The sequence below is a fragment of the Symmachiella dynata genome (assembly GCF_007747995.1).
In the GTDB taxonomy this organism is placed as follows: Bacteria; Planctomycetota; Planctomycetia; order Planctomycetales; family Planctomycetaceae; genus Symmachiella; species Symmachiella dynata.
The window spans coordinates 2,396,815-2,416,930 of record NZ_CP036276.1 but is presented as its reverse complement, the minus strand read 5'-3'; the positions used below and the strand labels follow the sequence as shown (position 1 = coordinate 2,416,930).

At 55.0% G+C, this 20,116-nt stretch carries 17 protein-coding genes and 1 other RNA gene; 9 read left to right on the top strand and 9 right to left on the bottom strand.

Translation table 11 applies throughout. From position 1 onward, the window contains the following. Window positions 1-10: 10 nt before the first annotated feature. Complete coding sequence (locus tag Mal52_RS09310) at window positions 11-1,018, top strand: ABC transporter permease (RefSeq protein ID WP_145375586.1); 1,008 nt, start codon at window positions 11-13, stop codon at window positions 1,016-1,018. Beyond that, entirely contained in the window at window positions 1,015-2,016 is a 1,002-nt protein-coding gene (locus Mal52_RS09305; RefSeq protein ID WP_145375585.1) for an ABC transporter permease, read from the top strand. Before Mal52_RS09310 ends, Mal52_RS09305 begins: the two co-directional genes overlap by 4 nt. 166 nt (window positions 2,017-2,182) lie before the next feature. Here Mal52_RS09305 and Mal52_RS09300 read toward each other — a convergent pair whose 3' ends face one another. Continuing rightward, the gene (locus Mal52_RS09300; RefSeq protein ID WP_145375584.1) at window positions 2,183-2,695 is read right to left on the bottom strand and encodes a CBS domain-containing protein; all 513 of its coding nucleotides are present in this window, start codon (window positions 2,693-2,695) and stop codon (window positions 2,183-2,185) included. A gap of 43 nt (window positions 2,696-2,738) precedes the next feature. Beyond that, window positions 2,739-4,886 (bottom strand): terpene cyclase/mutase family protein, encoded by a 2,148-nt coding sequence (locus tag Mal52_RS09295; RefSeq protein WP_145375583.1) that lies wholly within the window; start codon window positions 4,884-4,886, stop codon window positions 2,739-2,741. A 383-nt stretch (window positions 4,887-5,269) separates the two neighbouring features. Here Mal52_RS09295 and Mal52_RS09290 point away from each other — a divergent pair, with 383 nt between their 5' ends. Together Mal52_RS09290 and arfB are read left to right on the top strand one after the other, a co-directional pair. Further along, window positions 5,270-5,698, top strand: coding sequence for a GNAT family N-acetyltransferase (locus tag Mal52_RS09290; RefSeq protein WP_145375582.1), 429 nt, complete (start codon window positions 5,270-5,272; stop codon window positions 5,696-5,698). A gap of 43 nt (window positions 5,699-5,741) precedes the next feature. Then, complete coding sequence (arfB, locus tag Mal52_RS09285) at window positions 5,742-6,161, top strand: alternative ribosome rescue aminoacyl-tRNA hydrolase ArfB (protein WP_145375581.1); 420 nt, start codon at window positions 5,742-5,744, stop codon at window positions 6,159-6,161. 559 nt (window positions 6,162-6,720) lie between these two features. Here arfB and Mal52_RS09280 read toward each other — a convergent pair. The 3 genes from Mal52_RS09280 to rnpB all read right to left on the bottom strand — a co-directional run bounded on the left by Mal52_RS09280 (window position 6,721) and on the right by rnpB (window position 9,635). Further along, the gene (locus tag Mal52_RS09280; RefSeq protein ID WP_197533815.1) at window positions 6,721-7,635 is read right to left on the bottom strand and encodes a leucine-rich repeat domain-containing protein; all 915 of its coding nucleotides are present in this window, start codon (window positions 7,633-7,635) and stop codon (window positions 6,721-6,723) included. A gap of 459 nt (window positions 7,636-8,094) precedes the next feature. Then, window positions 8,095-8,676, bottom strand: coding sequence for a hypothetical protein (locus Mal52_RS09275; RefSeq protein WP_145375579.1), 582 nt, complete (start codon window positions 8,674-8,676; stop codon window positions 8,095-8,097). 562 nt (window positions 8,677-9,238) lie between these two features. Further along, an RNA gene (rnpB, locus tag Mal52_RS09270) (RNase P RNA component class A) lies at window positions 9,239-9,635 on the bottom strand. A 217-nt stretch (window positions 9,636-9,852) separates the two neighbouring features. On the opposite strand from rnpB, the gene Mal52_RS09265 reads away from it, so the two are divergent. After that, window positions 9,853-10,155, top strand: coding sequence for a hypothetical protein (locus Mal52_RS09265; RefSeq protein WP_145375578.1), 303 nt, complete (start codon window positions 9,853-9,855; stop codon window positions 10,153-10,155). Window positions 10,156-10,176: 21 nt separating this feature from the next. Here Mal52_RS09265 and Mal52_RS09260 read toward each other — a convergent pair whose 3' ends face one another. The 4 genes from Mal52_RS09260 to Mal52_RS09245 all read right to left on the bottom strand — a co-directional run bounded on the left by Mal52_RS09260 (window position 10,177) and on the right by Mal52_RS09245 (window position 14,695). Beyond that, a complete protein-coding gene (locus tag Mal52_RS09260; RefSeq protein ID WP_145375577.1) occupies window positions 10,177-11,289 on the bottom strand; it encodes a fatty acid desaturase family protein in 1,113 nt (370 codons plus the stop codon). Window positions 11,290-11,633: 344 nt separating this feature from the next. Then, entirely contained in the window at window positions 11,634-12,293 is a 660-nt protein-coding gene (locus Mal52_RS09255; RefSeq protein ID WP_145375576.1) for a hypothetical protein, read from the bottom strand. A 402-nt stretch (window positions 12,294-12,695) separates the two neighbouring features. Further along, a complete protein-coding gene (locus Mal52_RS09250; RefSeq protein ID WP_145375575.1) occupies window positions 12,696-13,241 on the bottom strand; it encodes a 3'-5' exonuclease in 546 nt (181 codons plus the stop codon). Window positions 13,242-13,312: 71 nt separating this feature from the next. Further along, the gene (locus Mal52_RS09245) at window positions 13,313-14,695 is read right to left on the bottom strand and encodes a TAXI family TRAP transporter solute-binding subunit (protein WP_197534773.1); all 1,383 of its coding nucleotides are present in this window, start codon (window positions 14,693-14,695) and stop codon (window positions 13,313-13,315) included. Between the two features lie 323 nt (window positions 14,696-15,018). Between Mal52_RS09245 and Mal52_RS09240 the strand changes: the two genes are divergently transcribed. The 4 genes from Mal52_RS09240 to Mal52_RS09225 all read left to right on the top strand — a co-directional run bounded on the left by Mal52_RS09240 (window position 15,019) and on the right by Mal52_RS09225 (window position 20,106). Continuing rightward, complete coding sequence (locus Mal52_RS09240) at window positions 15,019-15,666, top strand: hypothetical protein (protein WP_145375573.1); 648 nt, start codon at window positions 15,019-15,021, stop codon at window positions 15,664-15,666. Between the two features lie 58 nt (window positions 15,667-15,724). Next, window positions 15,725-17,290: an HTTM domain-containing protein gene (locus Mal52_RS09235; protein WP_145375572.1), complete on the top strand. Its 1,566-nt coding sequence runs from the start codon at window positions 15,725-15,727 to the stop codon at window positions 17,288-17,290. Between the two features lie 113 nt (window positions 17,291-17,403). Then, window positions 17,404-17,949, top strand: a complete 546-nt coding sequence (locus Mal52_RS09230; RefSeq protein ID WP_145375571.1) for a hypothetical protein — start codon at window positions 17,404-17,406, stop codon at window positions 17,947-17,949. A 999-nt stretch (window positions 17,950-18,948) separates the two neighbouring features. Then, complete coding sequence (locus Mal52_RS09225) at window positions 18,949-20,106, top strand: sialidase family protein (RefSeq protein ID WP_145375570.1); 1,158 nt, start codon at window positions 18,949-18,951, stop codon at window positions 20,104-20,106. Window positions 20,107-20,116 lie beyond the last annotated feature (10 nt).

Genomic DNA, 20,116 nt, shown 5'->3' with positions numbered 1-20,116 from the left:
CTCATTCCCCATGCCCCAATCCCACAACATCGTGATTCAATATTTCAGTCGAGTGACGCCGACGGTGCGGCATCGCTTGCTGTTTTTGTTGGTGGGCTGCGCGTTGCTGTTGGGATATATCTACTGGCAAACGTCTGGAGACGACAACTCGTCGTTTCTCGCTGAGTTGTCGCGGATTCCGGTTTATCTAGCTCCGGTGATCATTGCCGGGTTGGGGCTGACGGGAATTATTTTCGCCGGTGGCATCGATCTTTCGATTTCGACAATCATCGTTGTTGCCGGCACGGTGTTTGGCATTCTGTACGATTACGGAGCTAGTCCCGGGGTCTGTTTTATCGGCTGTTGGTTGACGGCCGTGTCGCTCTCATCATGGAACGGGCTGTTGGTGCGTTGGCTGGGGATCTCACCCATTATCATCACGCTCGCCGGTTTGCAGTTTTATCGCGGACTGGCGTTGATTCTGGCGGATACGCTGATGCCGGACTTTGGCGGCGGACTGTCGATTCAACAGGCTGCCTATCAAACTCCCGCCAAAGAATATGCCGGTTGGATTTTGGCCGTCGTTGTTGTTGCCGCGTTGGTCTGGGAGGCGTATGGAAAAACGTTTCGCGAATTTTTGGCACTGGGTTGTTCGCCACGGGCATGCCGCATCGCGGGACTGCATCCGGGGCGCATTTTGCAGATGTCGTATTTGGTCGGCGGCCTATTTCTGGGCGTTGCCGCTGTGCTGTATGTCACGAATCGGCAAGTCATCGAACCGGCGCGGATGGCCATGGGGTTTGAGTTGAGTGTTATCGGAGCGGTGGTGCTGGGCGGGACGAATATTTTTGGCGGTGAGGGGACACTATTGGGCACCGTGCTCGGCGCTTTGTTTTTGTATTTGATCGGACAGGCCATGCTCTATGCCGGCGTGAGCGAATATTGGCGGACCGCAATCGAAGGGGCGGTGATCGTGGCGGTTATTGGTTTCGACTGTGCCCTCCATCGCCGAAGAAAACTGTTGGACGAATTACGATGACACCCTCCACGCGCGTAATGCGCCGATTCACCTCATGGCATCTGCTGGTTTTGCCACTGCTTTTCGTGGCCGAATTGGCGGTCTTTGCTCCGATCAGCGGCGTGCAGTTTGATTCGGCCGAGGCATTTGGGCGATCCAGTCGTTACTACGCAACCGATTTGATCACACATGCTGCACCGTTGATCGTACTGGTGGTGGGGATGACGGCCGTGCTGATGACCGGCGGCATCGACTTGTCCATCGGGTCGATGGTGGCCTTGATCGCCGCCATGATGGCGACGTTTGACCCCGGTGCGAGTTTTTGGTGGACGGCGGTGCCGTTGGGATTGCTGTGTGGATTGGGCCTGGGTTGGTTCAACGGATTCCTGATTGCCCGCTTGGATGTCCCCCCGATTATCGCCACCTTGGGGACGTTATTTTTATTCCGCGGGTTGTGCGAAGTCCGTTTAGGAGATCAGGAATTCGGCACCTTCTACGATGTTCCCGGTTATGCGTGGTTTGGTGGGCTGAGTGGATCGCTGTTGCTAATTACGCTGGTGGTCGCGCTGGGCGGCGGTTGGTTTTTTCATTCGCGTCTTCGCCGGGAACTGTTGATGTTGGGGGGCAATCGCGTCGCGGCTCGTTACGCGGGGATCCCAGTATTTCGCCGCACGACACAGGTCTACACGGCGATGGGCGGGTTGGCGTTTGTGGCGGCGGTTTGTTTTACGGCGCGCAACGGTTCGGTGTCGGCGACGTCGTTTAGCGGACTGGAACTGCAGGTCATCGTCGCCGTGGTGCTGGGGGGCACGCGCGTCGAAGGGGGGAATGGGTCGATCATCGGCTCGGTAATCGGCGTGCTGATGATCACCGTCTTGGATGAAGGTTTGCGGAGTGCGGAAATGTTCCACGCCGACGCCCTGCCCTTTAAGATTCAACATTTGAAGTACGTATTGATGGGAGCACTGCTGGTGATCGGCGTGTGGATCAATCGCCCCGCGGACAATTCCAGCGGCTGAGCGATCCTTGAGGAACCTTCATCGGCCGCAATATCGGGTGCCACTACTGGCTTGCCCAGCTGTGCCGTGCTACACAGGGTCCTCAACTCGAAGTGCGCGTCAAACGACGTTTGCACTGGCGGACGAGCCGCCAGTGGCACCCCAGATTTCTAGCTCTGATAATGCACTAGGAGCCTTCATCGGCCGCATTGATCATCGCCGCTAAAACATCCATCGTGGAGACAATCCCACACAGGTTTCCGGACTCGTCAACGACTGCCACGCGATGCCAATGTCCATCGCACATCACACGGGCGACTTCAACCAGTGGGGTGTTGTCGGCGACCGTTACTAAGAGTCGCGACATACGTTGAGAGACCACCTCATCCCCGGCGGTTTCGATGTTGTCGGCAACATGTTCGAACAGTTCCCACGTGTGGGCCGCATCGCCGCAGAGCACCTCCGGCGCTGGACGAGCCGTCTCGACATCCTCCGGCAGGACGGTTTGAATGATGTCGGATAGCGACAACATCCCGATCGGCGAGTTGTATTGATCGATGACCGGTGCCCCGGTGATTCCATGTTCTTTCAGCGTGGCCGCCGCTGTGGAAATCGGCTCGTCATCGCGCAGGATGACCAACTTAGAGGTCATGATGTCGCGGGCAGCCAGTCGTCCCAATCGTCCTGGAAGTTCGGTCATGATGCGCACCGGGGAAAATCGAATGAAAGGAACGGCTCGCGCGTTATTTGCCAGCTCGCAATGCGGCAGCGCGGCCGAGGGCCATCAATGGAAAATATAACCGGTAGTAATGATATCTTAGGTAGAACACCCGGGGAAATCCAGTACCGGTAAACTGCGATTCATCCCAAGTCCCGTCAGGCAATTGGGTATCGATCAAATAATCGATGCCGCGCTGCACGGCAACGGAATTCTCCTCGCCGGCAGAGAGTAAGCCCAGTAAAGCCCAAGCGGTTTGCGACGGCGTCACTTCCCCTTGGCCCCGTAAACTGGGGTCGTCGTAACTCTGCGGTGTTTCGCCCCAGCCTCCGCAAGATTGCTGTGTCGACTTCAACCAATCCACGGCCCCTTCGATCCGCGGGTCGTGCGACGGGACACCGATCTCTCGTAAACCGACAACGGTTTGCCACGTGCCATAGATATAGTTCACGCCCCAACGTCCGAACCAACAGTGATCCGTTTCCTGGTGTTCGAAGATATATTCCAGAGCCCGTATGATTTGCGGGTGCTCCTTGCTGAAGCCAATCTGCGCCAACATTTCCACCACGCGGGCAGCGATGTCGGGCCAACTGGGGTCGATCATTGCGTTGTGGTCGGCGAAGGGGACGCGGGTGAGGATCTCACGGTTGTTATCGACGTCAAAGGCTCCCCAACCGCCGTCGGAATTTTGCATTCCCAACACCCACCGCGTCCCGCGATTGATGGCTTCCAGCACCGGCCGCACCGATTCCACTTGGGAGACCGCGGCCGATTTGAGTGATTTGTTCCCGGAGATGACAGCTGCCATCTCTCCATCAAAGGCACTATAGGCGGCGTAAAATTCCGCTTCGTGTTCCGGCGGCAAGGTTTTACGCAGCGCCATGATGACCATGATCGTGTCGTCGACGTCGGGATAGAACTGGTTGTTGAATTCAAAAAACCAGCCAGCCGGTTGCAGGTGAGAATTGAGCGTCTGCCAATCCCCCGCTTGCCGCACTTCCTTGGAAAGCAACCACTGGGCCGAACGTCGAATTGCCGGATGATCAGCCGAAACACCGGCGTCCCGCAGCGCGATGGTGGTGAGTGCCGTATCCCAAACCGGCGACTTACAGGGTTGGAGGCGTATCGAATCCTCGTCGCGAATCATCAGTTTGTCGAGTTCGTCCATCGCGCGCACAACGTCGGGTGAATCGTCATCGTGGCCCAGGCATTTGAGTGCGATGAGACTCCAAACGATCGGCGGAAAAATGGCGCCCAGTCCGTCCGATCCGGCAAAGCGTTCCTCCATCCACGCGGTCGCTTTTTTGAGTGCGCGTTTCCGTAGCGGCTTAATGCGATTCCGCTCCAAGAATTTGAAACCGGCATCCACGCGACGAAAAAATTTGTCCCAATCCAACCAGGTGTCGGATTGCATGTCGTCCAAGGTTTCCGAGCTGCCCATCGAAGCTGGCAACTCTTGCGGCGAGTTGACGAACAACTCATCAATCCGGTGTTCGTCGGCAATTGGATGACAGGGACGATGCGCCCAGAGAATGCTCAGCGGAATGACGATTGTTCGCGACCAGGCGGACATTTCGTAGATGTTAATCGGCGACCAGTTCGGCAGCAGAATCAACTCGGGCGGCACCGCCGGCACTTGTTCGTAGGAGATGATGTCCAGCAGGGCTAAGTAGAACCGAGTAAAGCTATTGACCTTTTCGGCGCCCCCGGCGGCAAGAATCGCGTCGCGAGCGCGGACCATGTAATCCGCCTCAGGGGAATGCCCGACCAGTTTGAGAGCGAAATAGGCTTTGACCGAACCGCTGATTTCCAACGGCCCACCCGGATAAGCGGCCCAGCCTCCCCCAGGGGTTTGGTGTTTGCGCAGATAATTCCCGGCCAAACGGGCGGTCTCGGTGTCGGTTTTACCGAGAAAGGCGAGCAGCAGGATGTACTCCGATTCGAGGATTGTGTCCCCTTCGAGTTCGGCAACCCAATACCCTTGTTCGTGTTGTTGGCTGAGCAGATAGTCGCGCGTTCGGCCGATGGCCTGCCCCAACAAATCGTCACCGGTGAACCGCCCCGATTTCAATTCCGGCTCGGGCTTTGTGGGACCGGCGGCATCGTGGCCTGGACGCGATGCTCCAGAGAATTCAAAGCGAGACCGATGGTCCCCTTGCCCGCCCACATCCATGTCAGGTCCCTTTCCTGGGCCTCAGCTGGTCAAAAAACGCGAACCTCGACGGACAAAACGTGTCCCGCAACCGAATCGTGCTTGAATCGGTTGAACAGTTTCCTTGAGAACCCGTGAAATGGAGCGGCAAAAGCTGCTGCTGAAGCATCTGCCGCATCCCTTGCCTACGCCGCTCAGCGAGGCGAAATGTTATGTTGAACCTCGGTACGGTGCAACAGTGATTGGTATTGGCGATTGCCAGAGGTCGGTCATAGGAAGCTAGGTTACTCACGCTGGCCTGTTTTTCGGCTTGCCTTGCTTGGCGAATGGGGATCGATATAACTAAAACCATCTCTGTGCCGATGTTGCCCGCTTTCCGCTGACAGATGTATTGCTATCTCAAAATGACCGACCTCGATGCTTCCGCAATCCAAGTCCGCCACGCCGAAATCGGCGACGCGCAGGCGTTGTCCGAATTCATCACCCCTTTCGTGACCGAGGGCAAGCTGCTGCCGCGCACGGTCGACGAATTGATGGGCTTGATTCCGCATTGTTTTCTGGCCGAATTCGAGGGACGCATCATCGCCTGCGCTGCTCTGGAAATCTATTCGGCCAAGCTCGCCGAAGTCCGCAGCCTCGCCGTTTCGACGAATTTCCAACGCACCGGCATCGGCAAACGGCTGGTCACCACCTGTGTAGAATTGGCGCGCTCCAAAAACGTGCTCGAAGTGATGGCGGTCACCTCGTCGGAAGACTTCTTCAAATCGTGCGGCTTCGATTTCACGCTGCCGGGCGAGAAGAAGGCCCTGTTCGTGCGAACCCGCGACGACTGATCGCCGCCACCACAGCGTTTTCTGACCCGAAAGGCAATCCGGCATGTTGTACGTCAACCAAGCGATTCAGATCCCGCTACGGGAATTGACGTTCACCTTCAGCCGCAGTTCCGGGCCCGGCGGACAGAACGTCAATAAGCTGAACACCAAGGCGACGCTCCGCTGGGGCGTCGCCAACTCCCCCAGCCTCAGCGAGGGAGTCCGCGAGCGGTTCATGAAGACCTACCACCGCCGCCTAACGACCGACGGCGATTTCGTCATGCACAGCCAACGCTTTCGCGACCAAGGCCGCAACGTGGCGGACTGCTTGGACAAACTGCGACAGCTACTACTAGAAGTCGCCGCCCCGCCAACCGTCCGCAAACGCAAAAAAGTCTCGCGAGCGAAGATCCAAAAACGAATCGACAACAAACGCCGCCAATCCGAAAAAAAACAAAGCCGCCGCCCCCCCAAAATGGAATAAAAGCCCGTAGGGTGCGTCACGACGCACCGTTCTCGCATAGGACGATGGACGCGCCTACTAAAAAAAGCCTCACGCAAAGCCGCAAAGCTCGCAGCAGCAACCAAGCGTGACCATTTTTTCTTAGCCACAGATTGAACACAGATAAAACACAGAGTTTCGGCGTGACTCTCAAAAATCCCAAACCGACCGCTTGCGGTCGCATTGTGCGATCCATGCCGAACAATTTGCCGACGTCAGTAACGTAGGGACGGTTACACCGGCCGTTGCCGTAAGATCCTGCGACGGCATATTCGCAGAAAAAAAGCCTCACGCCAAGTCGCAAAAGCCGCAAAGTACATGACGGGCGAAACCGCAAACTCTTTGCGAGCTTGGCGGCTTTGCGTGAGGTTTTCTTTCGCCCGTTGCCGGGGAGCCGATAATCTCATTCATTACATCCGACGTGCGGACCTGTACCAAGTCCCACTTCCTGTTCCCGTTTCCGACGAGGCCTACTGTTGCCGGTGGGAGCGTTTTCGATCGCGCGATAGTTTTGCAAAACGCTAGACGACGCGTTGCGGTTTTATTCATTCTGCGATTCCGGAAAATGAGCATCGATGCGACAGTTCGGTAGGGCCTCGTTCAATTTCCGGACGCCAGCTTCCGTGACCTGAGCCCCATGTAAACCCAAAACTCGCAGTCCCTTCAGCCCGGCTAGCTCCGCCAGCCCGGCGTCAGTGACGGATGTTCCGTTCAACCAAAGCTCTTTCAAATCCCCCATTTTTGCAATCTGTCTCATGCCGTCATCGTCGATTTTTGTTTTGCCAAAATAGAGGACTTCCAATTGGGGAAGTTGTAATAAGTGCGTCAAGCCAGCATTGGTTACGCCCGTTTCCGACAAATTGAGCCGTTGAAGTTTCGTCGCTCCGGCAACGTGCCTCAATGCGGCGTCGTCCGCTGAAGCGTGTTGTAAGTGGAGTTCCCTCAGATTCTTGAGACTCTTCACACATTCCAGATCATCAGAGTCAATGCTCGCATAGGATAATCTTAGTACCTCCAATTTGCTCAATTTCTCAAGATGTTTCAGACCATTGCCCGTGACGCGAACAGTCATTAATGAGAGTTTTCGTAGATTCTTAAACTGTTGTATGTGGGCAAGCGTTTCACCAGAGAGTGTCGTATCGTATAGCCCGAGATACTCAAGCTGTTTCAGTCGGCTCAAGTGTGATAATCCGCTCTCGCCAATAGACATCCCGTCTAAAGACAGGGTCCTGAGATTGACCATATCCCGCAAATGTACCAAGCCGCTATCCGTGATGGAGTTGCCCCCTAGACTTAACGATTTCAGATTGACAAGATCCTTCAGTAATGCGAGATCCTCGTCATTGATTCGGCAATTTTCCAAACTCAGGATCTCAAGTTCCGGTCTCTCTTGTAGCTGCAGGAGATCCGCCTCCGTCGGCCCAACCCCATCCTGTCCCCAATCTCTCCAATCCACTCGCCGTCGTTTTTCTGCTTCCCGAGCGGCAATCAACTCTGGTGATTCGGGAACGATAGTCGATCCCCCGACGACGGTACTGGAATCACCGTCGGCACAACCACCGAGGCAAAGCGCCAGCGAGAAACAACAGAGGACTCCAAAAGATTTGTTCATAGAATCGTCCTTTCAGTAACGTCGTTACCGTGGAGCTGTGCGACGGCGTTTTCCTCCGGCACAGTCGGACTTACTTCAATTCAAAAAAAGCCTCACGCCAAGCCGCAAAGGCCGCAAAGAACATGTCGGGCGGTGCCGCAAGCTCTTTGCGAGCTTGGCGGCTTGGCGTGAGGTTTTTCTTTCGCCCAGCGAGAAAGGTGCGTAGCGACGCACCTTACGGGGCGCGGGCATCTGTGTTTGATCTGTGTTCCATCTGTGGCAAAGAATCCTCACCTGGCTCCGCGCCGTCACTTTATCGCATTGTTAGCCACTGTCGGAGTTAGTAATAGCGTCGATCTTTCGAACACGATCGAAAAACGCGTCCAATGAAGGCGGCGGGCCGGGGCCAAGGTTGCAGTTCTCTCCCCCACCTAAGATTTTCCTGACCGTTGTCCCTCCATCAAGCGGAGCTTGGCCAAGGATGTAGTAATGCATTTCTCCGTTGCCGCCATGCAGGATTAATGAGTAGTACGGCGCAAGTACCATGAGTTGTCCAGATTCGGCCATCGAAACCGGGTCAGAGTCTCCCAAGTCGAACGGTGGTGGGGTTGGGTATTCGAGAACAAGATAACTGCGCGTGTCATCGAAGGTCCCGCTGCGCCAGTGAAACTCTTTAGCTGACTCGAGGTCTGGTTCAACTTGGCGGCCTTGACACGCTAAGAGATAGAAGAATGGGCCGGCAGCCGTTGGCGTGTCCTCGCAGAGTTCCTTGAGCCGGTCAAATTGCCCAAAGACATATTGAGGCAATATGAAGTACGCGATGTCGTACGAGGATTGTTCGAGCGGTACTGAATTGGCTGGTGGTGTCGTGGCTGGTTTTTTGCGGAAAAAGTCGAACAAAGACATAATGAATCGAGCCTCCGATTGTGGTATCCGCCGTACTGGCTATCTATGTATTTAACCGGTTCCAGATAATCCCAGAGATTTGCCGGTCAAGCTTCATGAGGATGCCCCAGATTCAATGGTGCGGATATCCGCGCGTGTAGAGTTTGCCCCTGAGCGACTTTTGGACCATCGGTTGTTCCATTGCACCGATAATGTGCCCATATGTCAATTGGCGTAATCAGTAAGTAGGGCCAGTTGTACCAGCCGTTGCCATGTAGTTTCATGACCGTAACTTCATCCGACACAATGAAACCAAAATCACATTGCCGAAAAAAGCCTCGCACAGAGACCCAAATAACAAGACGGGCGGTGCCGCAAGCTCTTTGCGAGCTTGGCGGCTTTGCGTGAGGTTTTTCTTTAACCAAGCTGGGCTTTCCCTGGGCCACGTCTTAGAACATTTAACACAACGCGTCCTATGCGAGAAAGGTGCGTCGCGACGCATCCTACGGGTCGCGGGCATTTGTGTTTGATCTGTGTTTGATCTGTGGCTAAGCATTCTTCCGCCACCGACGCAAAAAAATAAAACCGGAGTGGGCCTGTAAGCCGGGTTGTGTCGTGAGCGATCATTTCTCTACGGCGACGATTGCTCGCCGCCTCTAGCAACCTACCCGAAAGTCGTAACGAGCCGGGACGACCCGCGCCCGGGAAGCGGACTTCCCGGAACTGCTTTCTGCTTGGTCTTGCTTCCAGCGGGGTTTGCCATGCCGAGACGGTCACCCGCCTCGCGGTGGGCTCTTACCCCACCATTTCACCCTTACCCTTGCGGGCGGTATTCTTTCTGTTGCACTTTCCCGATCCTCGCGGACGGTGGGCGTTACCCACCGCTGTACCCTATGAAGCCCGGACTTTCCTCTCCGAGACCCGCATTGAATTGTTTCCAACCCAAGTTGGGGGCTCGCAGCGATCGCTTAGCCCACTCCGGAACCGGTAATCATATCGCCCGCCCGAGCATTGCGGTAGCTCAGCAGCGCACAACGTCGTGCGGGCAGCGGTCCCAGCGTGATCGCCTCCCCTGCCCAAAAATCCGTTTTGCACTGGAAAGGGCCAAATGACGGAGGGTACACTTTCCGATGCGGACGTGAAGAGCGTCACTGTTGCGACAACCACTCGGCAATATTCAAAACGGGGGGGCGGACGATGCGACGATTCTTGCTGCTGACCGTGATGGTGACGGCGATCACCGTGGGGCATGCTTTCGACACGCAGCCGGCGAAAGCGGGCGAGGTGATTTATTACACGCCACCCTCGTATTACATGCAGCCGCCGCTGTGGTATTACCCCGAGTACATGGTGATCGACACAGCACCGATCATCACCTACCAGTACCCACCACCTGTGGTCTATGCGCCTTTAACCGCGGTGTATGCGAGACCGGTCTACCGGCCGCGGCCGTTGGTCGTCTATCAACGGCCTGCCTATGGCTACTACTACGGTTGGTAGCAGGACCGTAGCGGCGCGGGGCTAAGCGGCCCGATTTTGCTCGCCATCTTCCGGGGGTGTTTCCGTCACAGGCACATCGACTGCGGCTGGTCGGTTTTTCACGCGTTTGCGCGGACGGACCGGAACGGCAACTTGATCCACAACCTGGGGCAATTCGCCATTAGGGCCGAGCGTGCTGTAAACAATGCCCGTCCGCATATCGACCAATTCCTGCCGGCTCAAATGCACGGGTGGTGTTTCATACAACACACGCAGCGCCTGTTGGAGCGGCATTTCGTGGTACCGCGTGCCGAAATGTTCCTTGAGTGCTGCTTGAATCGTGGGAGCATGTTTGGAATTGGCGTATGGCATGACGTGGTGTTCGACGTGGTAGCCAAAATTCAGATGCAACCAACTCACCCAACGGGGTGTCGAAACGGTCAGCGAATTGATGAGCGGATCATTTTCTTCCTGCGTCTCGTCGCAGAAGAGATGGTTGGTGCTGATGTAAAACATTTGCACGCAATTCGCCACAACCATGGGCAACAGGTAGATGAAGGCAAAGTTGTAGGGGCCGACGGCGTATCCGACTCCGGCCCAAAACGCGACCATGGCGGAAAAGAGCGCCAATTGCTTACGTCGCTGTGCCGGTTTCCAGTATTCGAAGACTTTGCTGTGCACAAATAACGTGACCAGAGCGTGGAACGAAAACCAAAAGCCCATGAAAAACCAACTGCGAAGATAGCCGGAGCCGGGAGCTAGTTTCGTCGTGAATTTCGCAAAAGGGGCTTTGCGATTCATGTAAACGTCGCCGAACGAATCGGGATCACGGCCGGTTTTTGACGTATGACAGTGATGCGAGCGATTGTGCCACGCCTTCCAATGTTCGGGGCTGATACAGTACGGCAGCATGCAAATCCCGCTGAGCCAGTTTTGCAGCGTGCCATTTTTCACGACCGTGCCATGCAAAATCTCATGCGCCAGATACATCAAGCACCCGTAGCTGTGGCCTATTGCCACTGCTAATAATAGACGATACCCCCAATGGATATTGGTCAATAGCAGGGCACTGATCGACGCGGCAATGATTGTCAAATGCGGGATCAGCCACATGAGTTGCCACGGATTCCGCTCAAACACCTCAGGCGGAAGCACCTGTTTTAGCTCTTTAGCGTAGTAGCTTCCGGGGCGTAAGCTTGGCGAATTATCGATGAGAATCGCTCCTCTCGAGCGATCGGCGGACGGGCCAATCCGTGATATGACAGGGATAAAATCCACAGAGCCAGAAGTGTTGACTGGCCGACTGACGGGGATCGTAAGGGAATTCCATAGAACGAGCAAGCCGAATATTGAGACGGGAATTTTGCCGCTGTTTTGACATAAAAACCGCCTCCCCCGTTACGTTTTGAGATGTGATTCATAAAAAAACGGCCGGCGAGAAATAGTTTCTCGCCGGCCGCGTGGAATTGTCATGTTGCCAATCTACAGTTGATTCCGATTTATCGGATCGATCCGAACATTGCGGGACGACCGTTGCGGGATTGATTTCGCCCGGTCCGTTTCCGATTGTTGTTGCGGTTGTTGTTATTCCGGTTCCGGTTTTTGTTGCGGCTATTGGCATCGAAAATCACGGTTTTGCGATCATCGATGGTCGTGCCACCGGGACGACGGTTGTTTCCAGGGCGACCGTTGTACTTAGGTCGTCGGTTGTTGTTGGGACGCCGCTTGTTTCCTCCGACACTGAAGACCACGGTATCTTGATCATCAATGGTCACTCCACCACCCGGTCCCGGCCGGTTGCAACCAGGACGCGGATTCGAATAGTGACGGACGCGTTGGCGGGTCAATTTACCGTGCGGACGACCGTTGCTGGTCCAGGTCCAACCAAATTCGCGAACCAACTGACCGTTGTTGTCACGGAAGTAGCGATCGACGTAACGTTTTGAACCGGGATCGACGTACATCCGACCGGGATCGAAGGCACTCTCACGCACGCTGACGCGTTCGCGTTTGACGTAAGTGTGATCGTTGAAGGGATCGTAGTAGACATCGGTCTGGCTGCCGCCACCGACGATGGGGTTCTGAGCTTTCGCTTCGACCGCCATGTTGCCAATTCCACCCAAGACCGCCACTGTCAAAAAGATTTGAAAAGCCTTCATCGTTGTTCCCCTTGTGTGTTTCGTGTGATTCCCGCCGCCGCTACGTGCCCCCGTGTCCTCCACGACCAGCTTTTTTATTTGGCGACCTTTAGTGTTTCCTGACCGGCTCGTTCTGACTGCCGGATACGTAAGTGACATAAAGCAACGAGCATGCCAAAACCCATGCCCTGCAAAAACATACCCGTAACCATTTACCCAGAAACAACTTGCAACACACGCCCTTTCAATGACGAACCAACCAGCGAGCAGTCATATTGATTTACATGTAGTCATAATATGGGCGCACGGGGCGGCAACGCGCCCATATTTCGACACCTCACAGCGACTGCGCGTCACCTCAGCTGGTTTTGCTGCATTTGCGCAAGCTAAAGCGCTGACCAGCCGATGGGGCCACGGCCGGCCTTAGCGCACGATGTGTGGCAACAGGCGGGCGATGTTGCGGGCGTCGTCGATGCCACGGTGGTGCGTCCCCGTGAGTTCCAGGCCAACGCGGCGGATGGCCTTAGCCATTCCCAAACGCTTGCGGATGCCTAAATTTTTGGAAAACTGGGCTTTCAAGTTCAGGTGCTCGTCGCCAAAAGGATAAGCCGTGCCATGATGCGCGCAATCTTGACGCAATTGGTGCCGGTCGTAGTCACCCCACGAGCAAAATAGCGGATCAGCGAATCCGACGGACCATTGGACGAATCGCGAGAAGACCTGACAAAACCCTTCCGCGGCATCGACCTCCTGTTGAGCGATTGAGGTCAACTCTCGACAAAAATCGGAAAGCTGCCGGTACCGGACAGGACGGATGAATGACTGAAATTCATCGACCGGTTGCAAGCTCTCAGCTTCGACCATGACGGCGCCGATTTCGATGGTTTCCATTTTATCGCGCGGAATCGAACCGTCGTTGCTACAAGTGGCTTCGAGATCGACGACAAGGTAATGGCCGATATTGTCCATGAAGTTCACGTTCGTGTTATGAGAAACTGTTTTGATTGCGGGGGCTTGAACAAGCATTGCTCTCCGCGTTGTCACTTGCCCAATCGCCCGCCTAATTCTTCGAATTGCCGTTCCAATCGTTGCCGGGTAATTTTCGCGTTGATTTTGTCGCTGAGTGCGTGACACATTTCTAAAAAGCAATCGGCGGCGCGGTCATCACTGAGATCGTGCGCCGAGACTTTTCGCAGGGCGCCTTGCCGCAGATCGGTGACCTCGTCGAGTAGTTTTTGCAGACGCGTGCAATCATCGGTGCCTGACTTCTGATCGAGATCGACTTGTCGCCGTTCGATTTCTAATAACGATTTGATGCACTGATCTAACCAATGCTCCTTGCGGCGGCGAACGACTGATGCGTACCAGCGAAACAACAGGAAGACAGCGATCAATGAGGAGACCAAAAAAGACCGCATCCCTTCGGTGGCCTCGACAAAATCGGTCGGCAGCAGCGGCTTGAGCTCGGGGTCATAGTAAGCTGTGGCGCCGGGATGCATCTCGAATTCCGGTTTTTGCATGGCCACCGCTTTGCCGCCATCTACCAGATCTCCTAGATCGTTTGCCAGCAAAAACTTCTCGGACAGAAAAATACTGGTCACCGCCTCGACTAAGTTGGCATCGACTCCATTGTTGGTTAACAAACTGGCGCGAATGGAAATGGTCTGCACATCGTCGCTCGGAAACGCCGAAGGATAGGAGTCATACATTCCTGCAGGAATCGTATACGGAGAGGGAAGAATGAGTTTGCGAGTGAACGCTTCCGCATAGGGGATCGTCAATAAGTCGCACGTTTCTTCCTCGGCCAACTGCGTTAGGGTTTTGGCGTGTGTGCCGAGGGTCATAAAGGCCGCGTCGAGCTCCCCGGCAGCAAATTGCTTACGGACATCGACGAAACTTAGATACTGGGCGTCGACATCCGACTCTTTTAAGCCGAAGTGCTTCAACAACAACTTGCTCATCGCATAGTCGCCGGAAGTTTTTTCGCCGAGCGCCACCTTCCGCCCGACTAGATCCCCCGGCGTTTTAATTCCCGATCCGCGGCGAACGAACCAATGCGTCACTTCGGGATATACGTTGGCAACAAACCGCGGTTGAAATTCGCTGCTGTCGGAATGTTCCGGGTCCAGGACACGTTCGGTCCCGGGCTGATACAAGGCAAAATCAACATCGCCTTGACGAAGTAACCGCAGGTTGTCGAGCGAACCATGCGTCTCCTGCTCCAACTTCACCTCAATCCCAAGCTGGCTCTCGATCTCCTTGGCCAGATCTGCGGCGATTTGTTGATATTGCCCTTCTTGAGGACCACTGGCAATCATGATTGACTTGGGAAAGGCTGTGAATTGGTGGTAGATGGCGGGCACCAGAAAGGGCAGCGTAGCCAGTGCAGCTACGATACCGATTCCTATGATGGTTTTCCGCATTTGGCGCCTCGTTTGTCGTGACATAGGTGACGGGAACCAGGGGGATTGAGTTGTCGTTGAACAGAGTATCTTTCAGGACAACGTTCGATGAATCGATGTGGAGCAAAATTTTGAGATAGAATTTCGGATTCGCTGCCAGTTTCTTAAGGCAACGATAATCGCCACCGGCGACGGGGTAAAGCGGTTGTTGCGGGGTGAGCCGCACAATTCCGGACAACCTCGTCTTGACCTACCAGAGAGAATTTAAGATATTCCCGCCCGTTTGATCGCTGCGCCTCGTGGCGATTCGTCGGAAACCGGCAACCAAGGAAGGGATGTCGCCCATGAAAAAGTGGTTAGCCACAGCTTTTATTTGCTGCTATCTCGGCGCTCTGACCGTCGGTTTTTTGGCGCATACATTCACCTTCGGCGTGGGATCGCACCCTGCAATGTATTTCATTGTTTGGGATATGTTTTGCGGTTGGTCGGCGCATTCCAGCGAAATGCATCTGATTGCTGAAGGAGAAAGCGGCGATTTTTATCGACTGACCCCGGCTCCCTGGGGAGACTTTGTGCCGTTCGCGACCGGGTCGCGGCAGGACTATGACGCGCACAACATGTTCACCGGAAAAATTGCCGCCAACATTTTACGGCATACTTCACACGAAGAGATGCTACGCATTCTGGTTGTCGAAAAATCGTGGCCTAAAAAATTCAATGTCCCCGACAACGTTTGGGCACAGAATTACGCAGAGCCAAAAGATGTCCACTTTTACTATCGCGTACGGGCGGAAGTCACTCCCGATGGAACGACAACGGGTGTGCGCAACTCTTGGCTGGAGTCACAAGTCGCACGGGTGATGACCGACAATCCACGACTGCGGCAAGATGCGCGCTCAAACGATTCGCCTTACATCGTGACGCGTCCCACACCAAATCAAGGCAACAGTTCACCCGCCCTGCCCTTCAAGCTCTCGCCGAACGCGCAATAGTGACTGCGCTATTCTTGCGATCAACGATCATTCCCCTCTTCTGTGGAACAGGAATCCGATGAAGAACGAATATGCCCGCCTTCGCAATGAATCTCCGAACCTAGCACGCAGCTGGGACCGGTTTTTCTTTGCTCAAGAAGTCCCCTACGGCTTGGCGATGATTCGGATCATTCTCCCGCTGGTCATGATGTACGACGTCGCACGGCGTTGGCCCTATGCCCGCGAGTTATTCTCGACCGACGGCGCCACGGCCCCCTTGGCACAAACGTTCGGATATCTGAACTACCTGCCGGAGTTTTCCGGCACGATCGTCGTAGCGCTCTATACGGCGCTGGTGTTTAGTCTGATCACGATGTCGTTGGGATGGTTCACACGGACCTCGACGATGATCGTCTTGGTCTTGTACCCTTATTTTTGCATGCTGGATTGGATCAGCTCCACGACCAAATATGTCGTGGTCGCCACCCACGTCATCTTGATGCTCTGTTTGGCACGTCCGGGAGCAATCTGGTCAGTCGATGCTTGGCTGAAAGGCCGCCGTGAACGATCACCGTGGCCTGGAGAAGCGCGCCACAAACTTCCCACAGCAGCCGTCTGGCCGCAACGATTGATCCAATTGTTGATCGCTTCCACGTACTTTGCCGCCATGATCACCAAGTTGCATACACCGGCGTTTTTTAGCGGCGAACAAATGCAGTATTGGTTGATGACCTACATTTATTACGATCAGCCGTTGGGAGACTATCTCTCGCAATACCCGCTGGTTTCAATTATCGCCGCCTATGCCACCTTGATTTGGGAAGTGCTGTTTCTTGCCTGTGTGTGGCGTGGCCGTCTGCGAGGTTGGATGCTGGGAATTGGCGTGCTGTTCCATTTGGGAACTGTGTTCATGTTAGGGTTGGTCGTATTCCCTGCGATCATGCTGACGATCTATCTGTCGTTTTTGAATCAATACGACGTACAACGAATTGCTGCGAGTTGGCGACGGTGGAAACGACATTCTCCGTTGCTCGCACGGATCTCCACGAGGATCTCCGATTGGGGCCAGGGTGCATCTTTGCCGCGGGCATCGACAGGACGACGCGTGACATCGGCTGTCACGTTTCTCATTGCCATTGGCTTATTTAGTGTCTCGGGAGTCGCCCTGGAGTATAAACTCGATCATTACGGCGTGCGGCATCCCGATGGTCTCTATACGCTGGAGCGGATTCCTGAAGACGAAGTCCGCAACATGCTGAGCAACGACACTTCGATGCGGGAACAAGATAAGTTCCTGTCGTTCCGGATTGGAGACTGGATTGTAGCTGACCACCTGTTGAACCAACGCGACACCTTTCACATCGGCGAGTTGATCTTAGCGCAAGCGGCCCTCAATCCTCCGCACGAAGATTTGTGGGTCGAAGTGAATTTGCATGACTCGGAGGGTAAGAAACTGTCGCACGTCGGCCAAATCGTCCCGCGTGAGGACCTGCGGGTCTTTTTCAATTATCGACTGGACGAATCGTTTGAGCCGGGAGATTATGAGCTGGTCCTCAAGAGCAGTGGACAGGAAATCTCGCGGCGAAAGTTCCGTTTGCTTCCGTCGGAAGAGGGATCGCAGTTGCCGGCGCCGGTTGCCAACTGAGCAAACGTTCGCTTAAACTACATCGATGTTCGTCCGTTATTTCTCTCCCGTTTGCGAAGCGAACGAGACCGAAATCATTTCGCACCGGAATTCCCCGGATCGAGGCGCTTCGTATGTGGTTTACCGATAATCCTTGGCCGCCGATCGTCTTGTTCGCCTGCCTGGCAGTTGTCTTCTTTGCGATTTGGACCTCAAAGCGCCGCAACATTCTCTTAGTCGCCGCCGCTGCGATGCTCGTCCTGGGGGGAGCGACTTATGTCCTGGAAAAGTCGATCGTCACCGACGAGGAGTTGGTGGAACGTGAACTGCTGCAGATGACCGATGCCTTCCACCAACACGATATCGACGGAACGTTGGAGTTCATCTCAGTACAGGCGGAACCGATTCGCGGCTACGTCCGCCAAGCTGGCGATCTGCTCACCGAAGTTCATACGCTCCGCATCACCGATGTCGACGTAGAACTGCTCGCCGAAGGCAGCCGCGCCAAGACCCACTTTCGCGCCAACGGCGAAGCGACCGCTATTGCGGTGGGGCGCCATCGTTTTAGCACGCGCTGGGAACTGACCTGGCAGCGCGAAGGTGAGACCTGGAAAGTGATTGATGTCGAGCGGCTGGATCCGATCTCCGGCGAGACAATCACTCCCTTTTCATGGCAGTAGTCAACAATTTTGGCAGCTCCTCTATAGTACTGCAAATCGACTGCCCGGGCCTCATCCTGCGCGATGCGAAAAATCCAATTACTGGAGGCCAACCCCTCCCTGGTACTAATGAACCATGCCCATAGCCTATCTCACTACGATCTCTGCGAAAATATTTACCTAAAAAGGACATTTTCAGCGGATATTGGTAGGGATACCCCGCTTCATTGGTATTTATCATGAATTTCTGGTGACGATATGCCAATATAATAACTAGGGAAACACCTTAACTATAATTTTTACGATCGCTTGCAAAATCACTAAATAGGGAGTCGTATGTGGCCCTTTTAAAATGTAAATGCGGCATGATCATGTCATCTTATTCACGAGATGAATCGGTTCGTTGTACGCGTTGCGGAAGCAGTACCTTGGAACCGGTTTTGGATGGACCGGATATCCCCGACGCCCGCCCACCGTCCACTCCATCCAATGTTGTTGAAGCGACCGCGCATAGCGACAGCATTCCAGGACACACTCAAGAGACATAAGTCGATCTTTAGGTTTCAACCGTGCGGGTTTGCGAATAGTTGCTCATCCCGGAAGAAACTCCGCTCACTGCCACAGGTTCTTAGCCCCCCCTTTGCAACGCTGCCAATTCGGCTGAAAGCGTTCGTGCGAGTCTAAGAACCTAAAATTGCTTCAACAACCGGCTGGCTCCTGGTTGAGTGATCAAGCAACGCAGCTTGTTAACGTCTGCTGGTTCATGTCGTTGGAAAAACCAACTCGGGCAAAACTTCTCCCCCCCCCCTCCCCGAAGAGTGTTACCAGCAGCTACGTTGCCAATCGATTCAGTGCAAGCAGGGATGTCGCACTGAGACCACCGACTGGCTGCGTTTGATTGCATGCCGACCCGATGTTCGAGCATGACGCTTCACGGATGGTTTGCGGCAGGTTTGCGTTTACGGGGATGACTGGCTACCGTTTTGGGACTGCACATCATCCCCTACAGAAGGAATCGCTATGGCCGCCCCTTTGGGAAATTCGCAGGCCGCGGATGCGCCTCGAATTCTAACCGATCTACAAACCGGCGTACTCTACAAGAACCCGCAACCGCACCTCACCAGTCGGCACGCCTATTTTCCGTCGGTCGCTGTATTGCCCAACGGTGAAATGGTAGCGACTTACATGCTGGGCGAGGCCTTTGAGGCGGTGAATTGTCGGGTGCATGTTTCCCAGTCGACCGACCAGGGGGAGTCGTGGCAAGTCGAAGGTCCGTTGGCAGCGGACATCGACGGCCAGTTGGTCTCTGAGAGCGGGCGGATCACCGTCTTGGACGATGGGGAACTGGTCGCCCTGCTGCATCGCCATGACCGCACTGCTCATCCGCATGAAGGATTGGCCAACCCGGAGACGATGGGCTTTGTTCCTACCGACTTTGCGCTGGCACGGTCGACAGACAACGGACAGACATGGTCACCGCCGCAATCGATTACCCCCCCATTGGTTGGCCCGTCGTTTGAGTTGTGTTGTCCGATCACCGTTCTCAAGGATGGCCGTTGGCTGCTCCCGACCTCCACCTGGCGAGGCTGGGATGGTGAACATCCCAGCGGCGACCGCATGCTGGCGTTCGTTTCGCACGATCAAGGAAAAACTTGGCCCAGCTACTTCGATGTGATGCGCAGTGAGCGCGACGACCTGTTGTATTGGGAATCCAAAGTTGTGGAATTGCACGACGGACGATTGTTGGCGGTCGCTTGGGTCTACGACAACACGAATCATTGCGATCTTCCGAATCACTACGCTCTCAGTCACGACGGCGGCGCGACTTGGACCGCTCCTAAGTCGACCGGTTTACTCGGCCAAACGATGACGCCGCTGGTGCTGGCTGACGACCGGATTCTGTGCGTTTATCGTCGTATGGACAGTCCGGGGCTGTGGTGCCAGTTGGCGCATCTCGAGGCGGACGACTGGTTCAACGACGATGCACAGCCGCTCTGGGGGCACGATGCCGGTGGGCTGACGGCGACCGACGAATCCATGGTCTCGAATTTTCAGGTCCTACGCTTCGGCGCGCCCTGCATCACGCAACTGGCCGATGGCAGCATTTATGTGGCGTTTTGGGGCTACGAAGACTGTGTGAGTGTAATCCGCTGGTTCAAATTCCGGTTCGCCGTGTGATCTCCTCGCG

What these genes read in the sequence shown, in the direction of transcription:
- Mal52_RS09240 (WP_145375573.1), top strand. Translation starts at nt 15,019, where the DNA reads ATGAAAAAGTGGTTAGCCACAGCTTTTATTTGCTGCTATCTCGGCGCT.
- Mal52_RS09265 (WP_145375578.1), top strand. Translation starts at nt 9,853, where the DNA reads ATGCGACGATTCTTGCTGCTGACCGTGATGGTGACGGCGATCACCGTG.
- arfB (WP_145375581.1), top strand. Translation starts at nt 5,742, where the DNA reads ATGTTGTACGTCAACCAAGCGATTCAGATCCCGCTACGGGAATTGACG.
- Mal52_RS09290 (WP_145375582.1), top strand. Translation starts at nt 5,270, where the DNA reads ATGACCGACCTCGATGCTTCCGCAATCCAAGTCCGCCACGCCGAAATC.
- Mal52_RS09235 (WP_145375572.1), top strand. Translation starts at nt 15,725, where the DNA reads ATGAAGAACGAATATGCCCGCCTTCGCAATGAATCTCCGAACCTAGCA.
- Mal52_RS09230 (WP_145375571.1), top strand. Translation starts at nt 17,404, where the DNA reads ATGTGGTTTACCGATAATCCTTGGCCGCCGATCGTCTTGTTCGCCTGC.
- Mal52_RS09305 (WP_145375585.1), top strand. Translation starts at nt 1,015, where the DNA reads ATGACACCCTCCACGCGCGTAATGCGCCGATTCACCTCATGGCATCTG.
- Mal52_RS09300 (WP_145375584.1), bottom strand. Translation starts at nt 2,695, where the DNA reads ATGACCGAACTTCCAGGACGATTGGGACGACTGGCTGCCCGCGACATC.
- Mal52_RS09310 (WP_145375586.1), top strand. Translation starts at nt 11, where the DNA reads ATGCCCCAATCCCACAACATCGTGATTCAATATTTCAGTCGAGTGACG.
- Mal52_RS09295 (WP_145375583.1), bottom strand. Translation starts at nt 4,886, where the DNA reads ATGGATGTGGGCGGGCAAGGGGACCATCGGTCTCGCTTTGAATTCTCT.
- Mal52_RS09255 (WP_145375576.1), bottom strand. Translation starts at nt 12,293, where the DNA reads ATGAAGGCTTTTCAAATCTTTTTGACAGTGGCGGTCTTGGGTGGAATT.
- Mal52_RS09250 (WP_145375575.1), bottom strand. Translation starts at nt 13,241, where the DNA reads ATGGACAATATCGGCCATTACCTTGTCGTCGATCTCGAAGCCACTTGT.
- Mal52_RS09225 (WP_145375570.1), top strand. Translation starts at nt 18,949, where the DNA reads ATGGCCGCCCCTTTGGGAAATTCGCAGGCCGCGGATGCGCCTCGAATT.
- Mal52_RS09245 (WP_197534773.1), bottom strand. Translation starts at nt 14,695, where the DNA reads ATGCGGAAAACCATCATAGGAATCGGTATCGTAGCTGCACTGGCTACG.
- Mal52_RS09275 (WP_145375579.1), bottom strand. Translation starts at nt 8,676, where the DNA reads ATGTCTTTGTTCGACTTTTTCCGCAAAAAACCAGCCACGACACCACCA.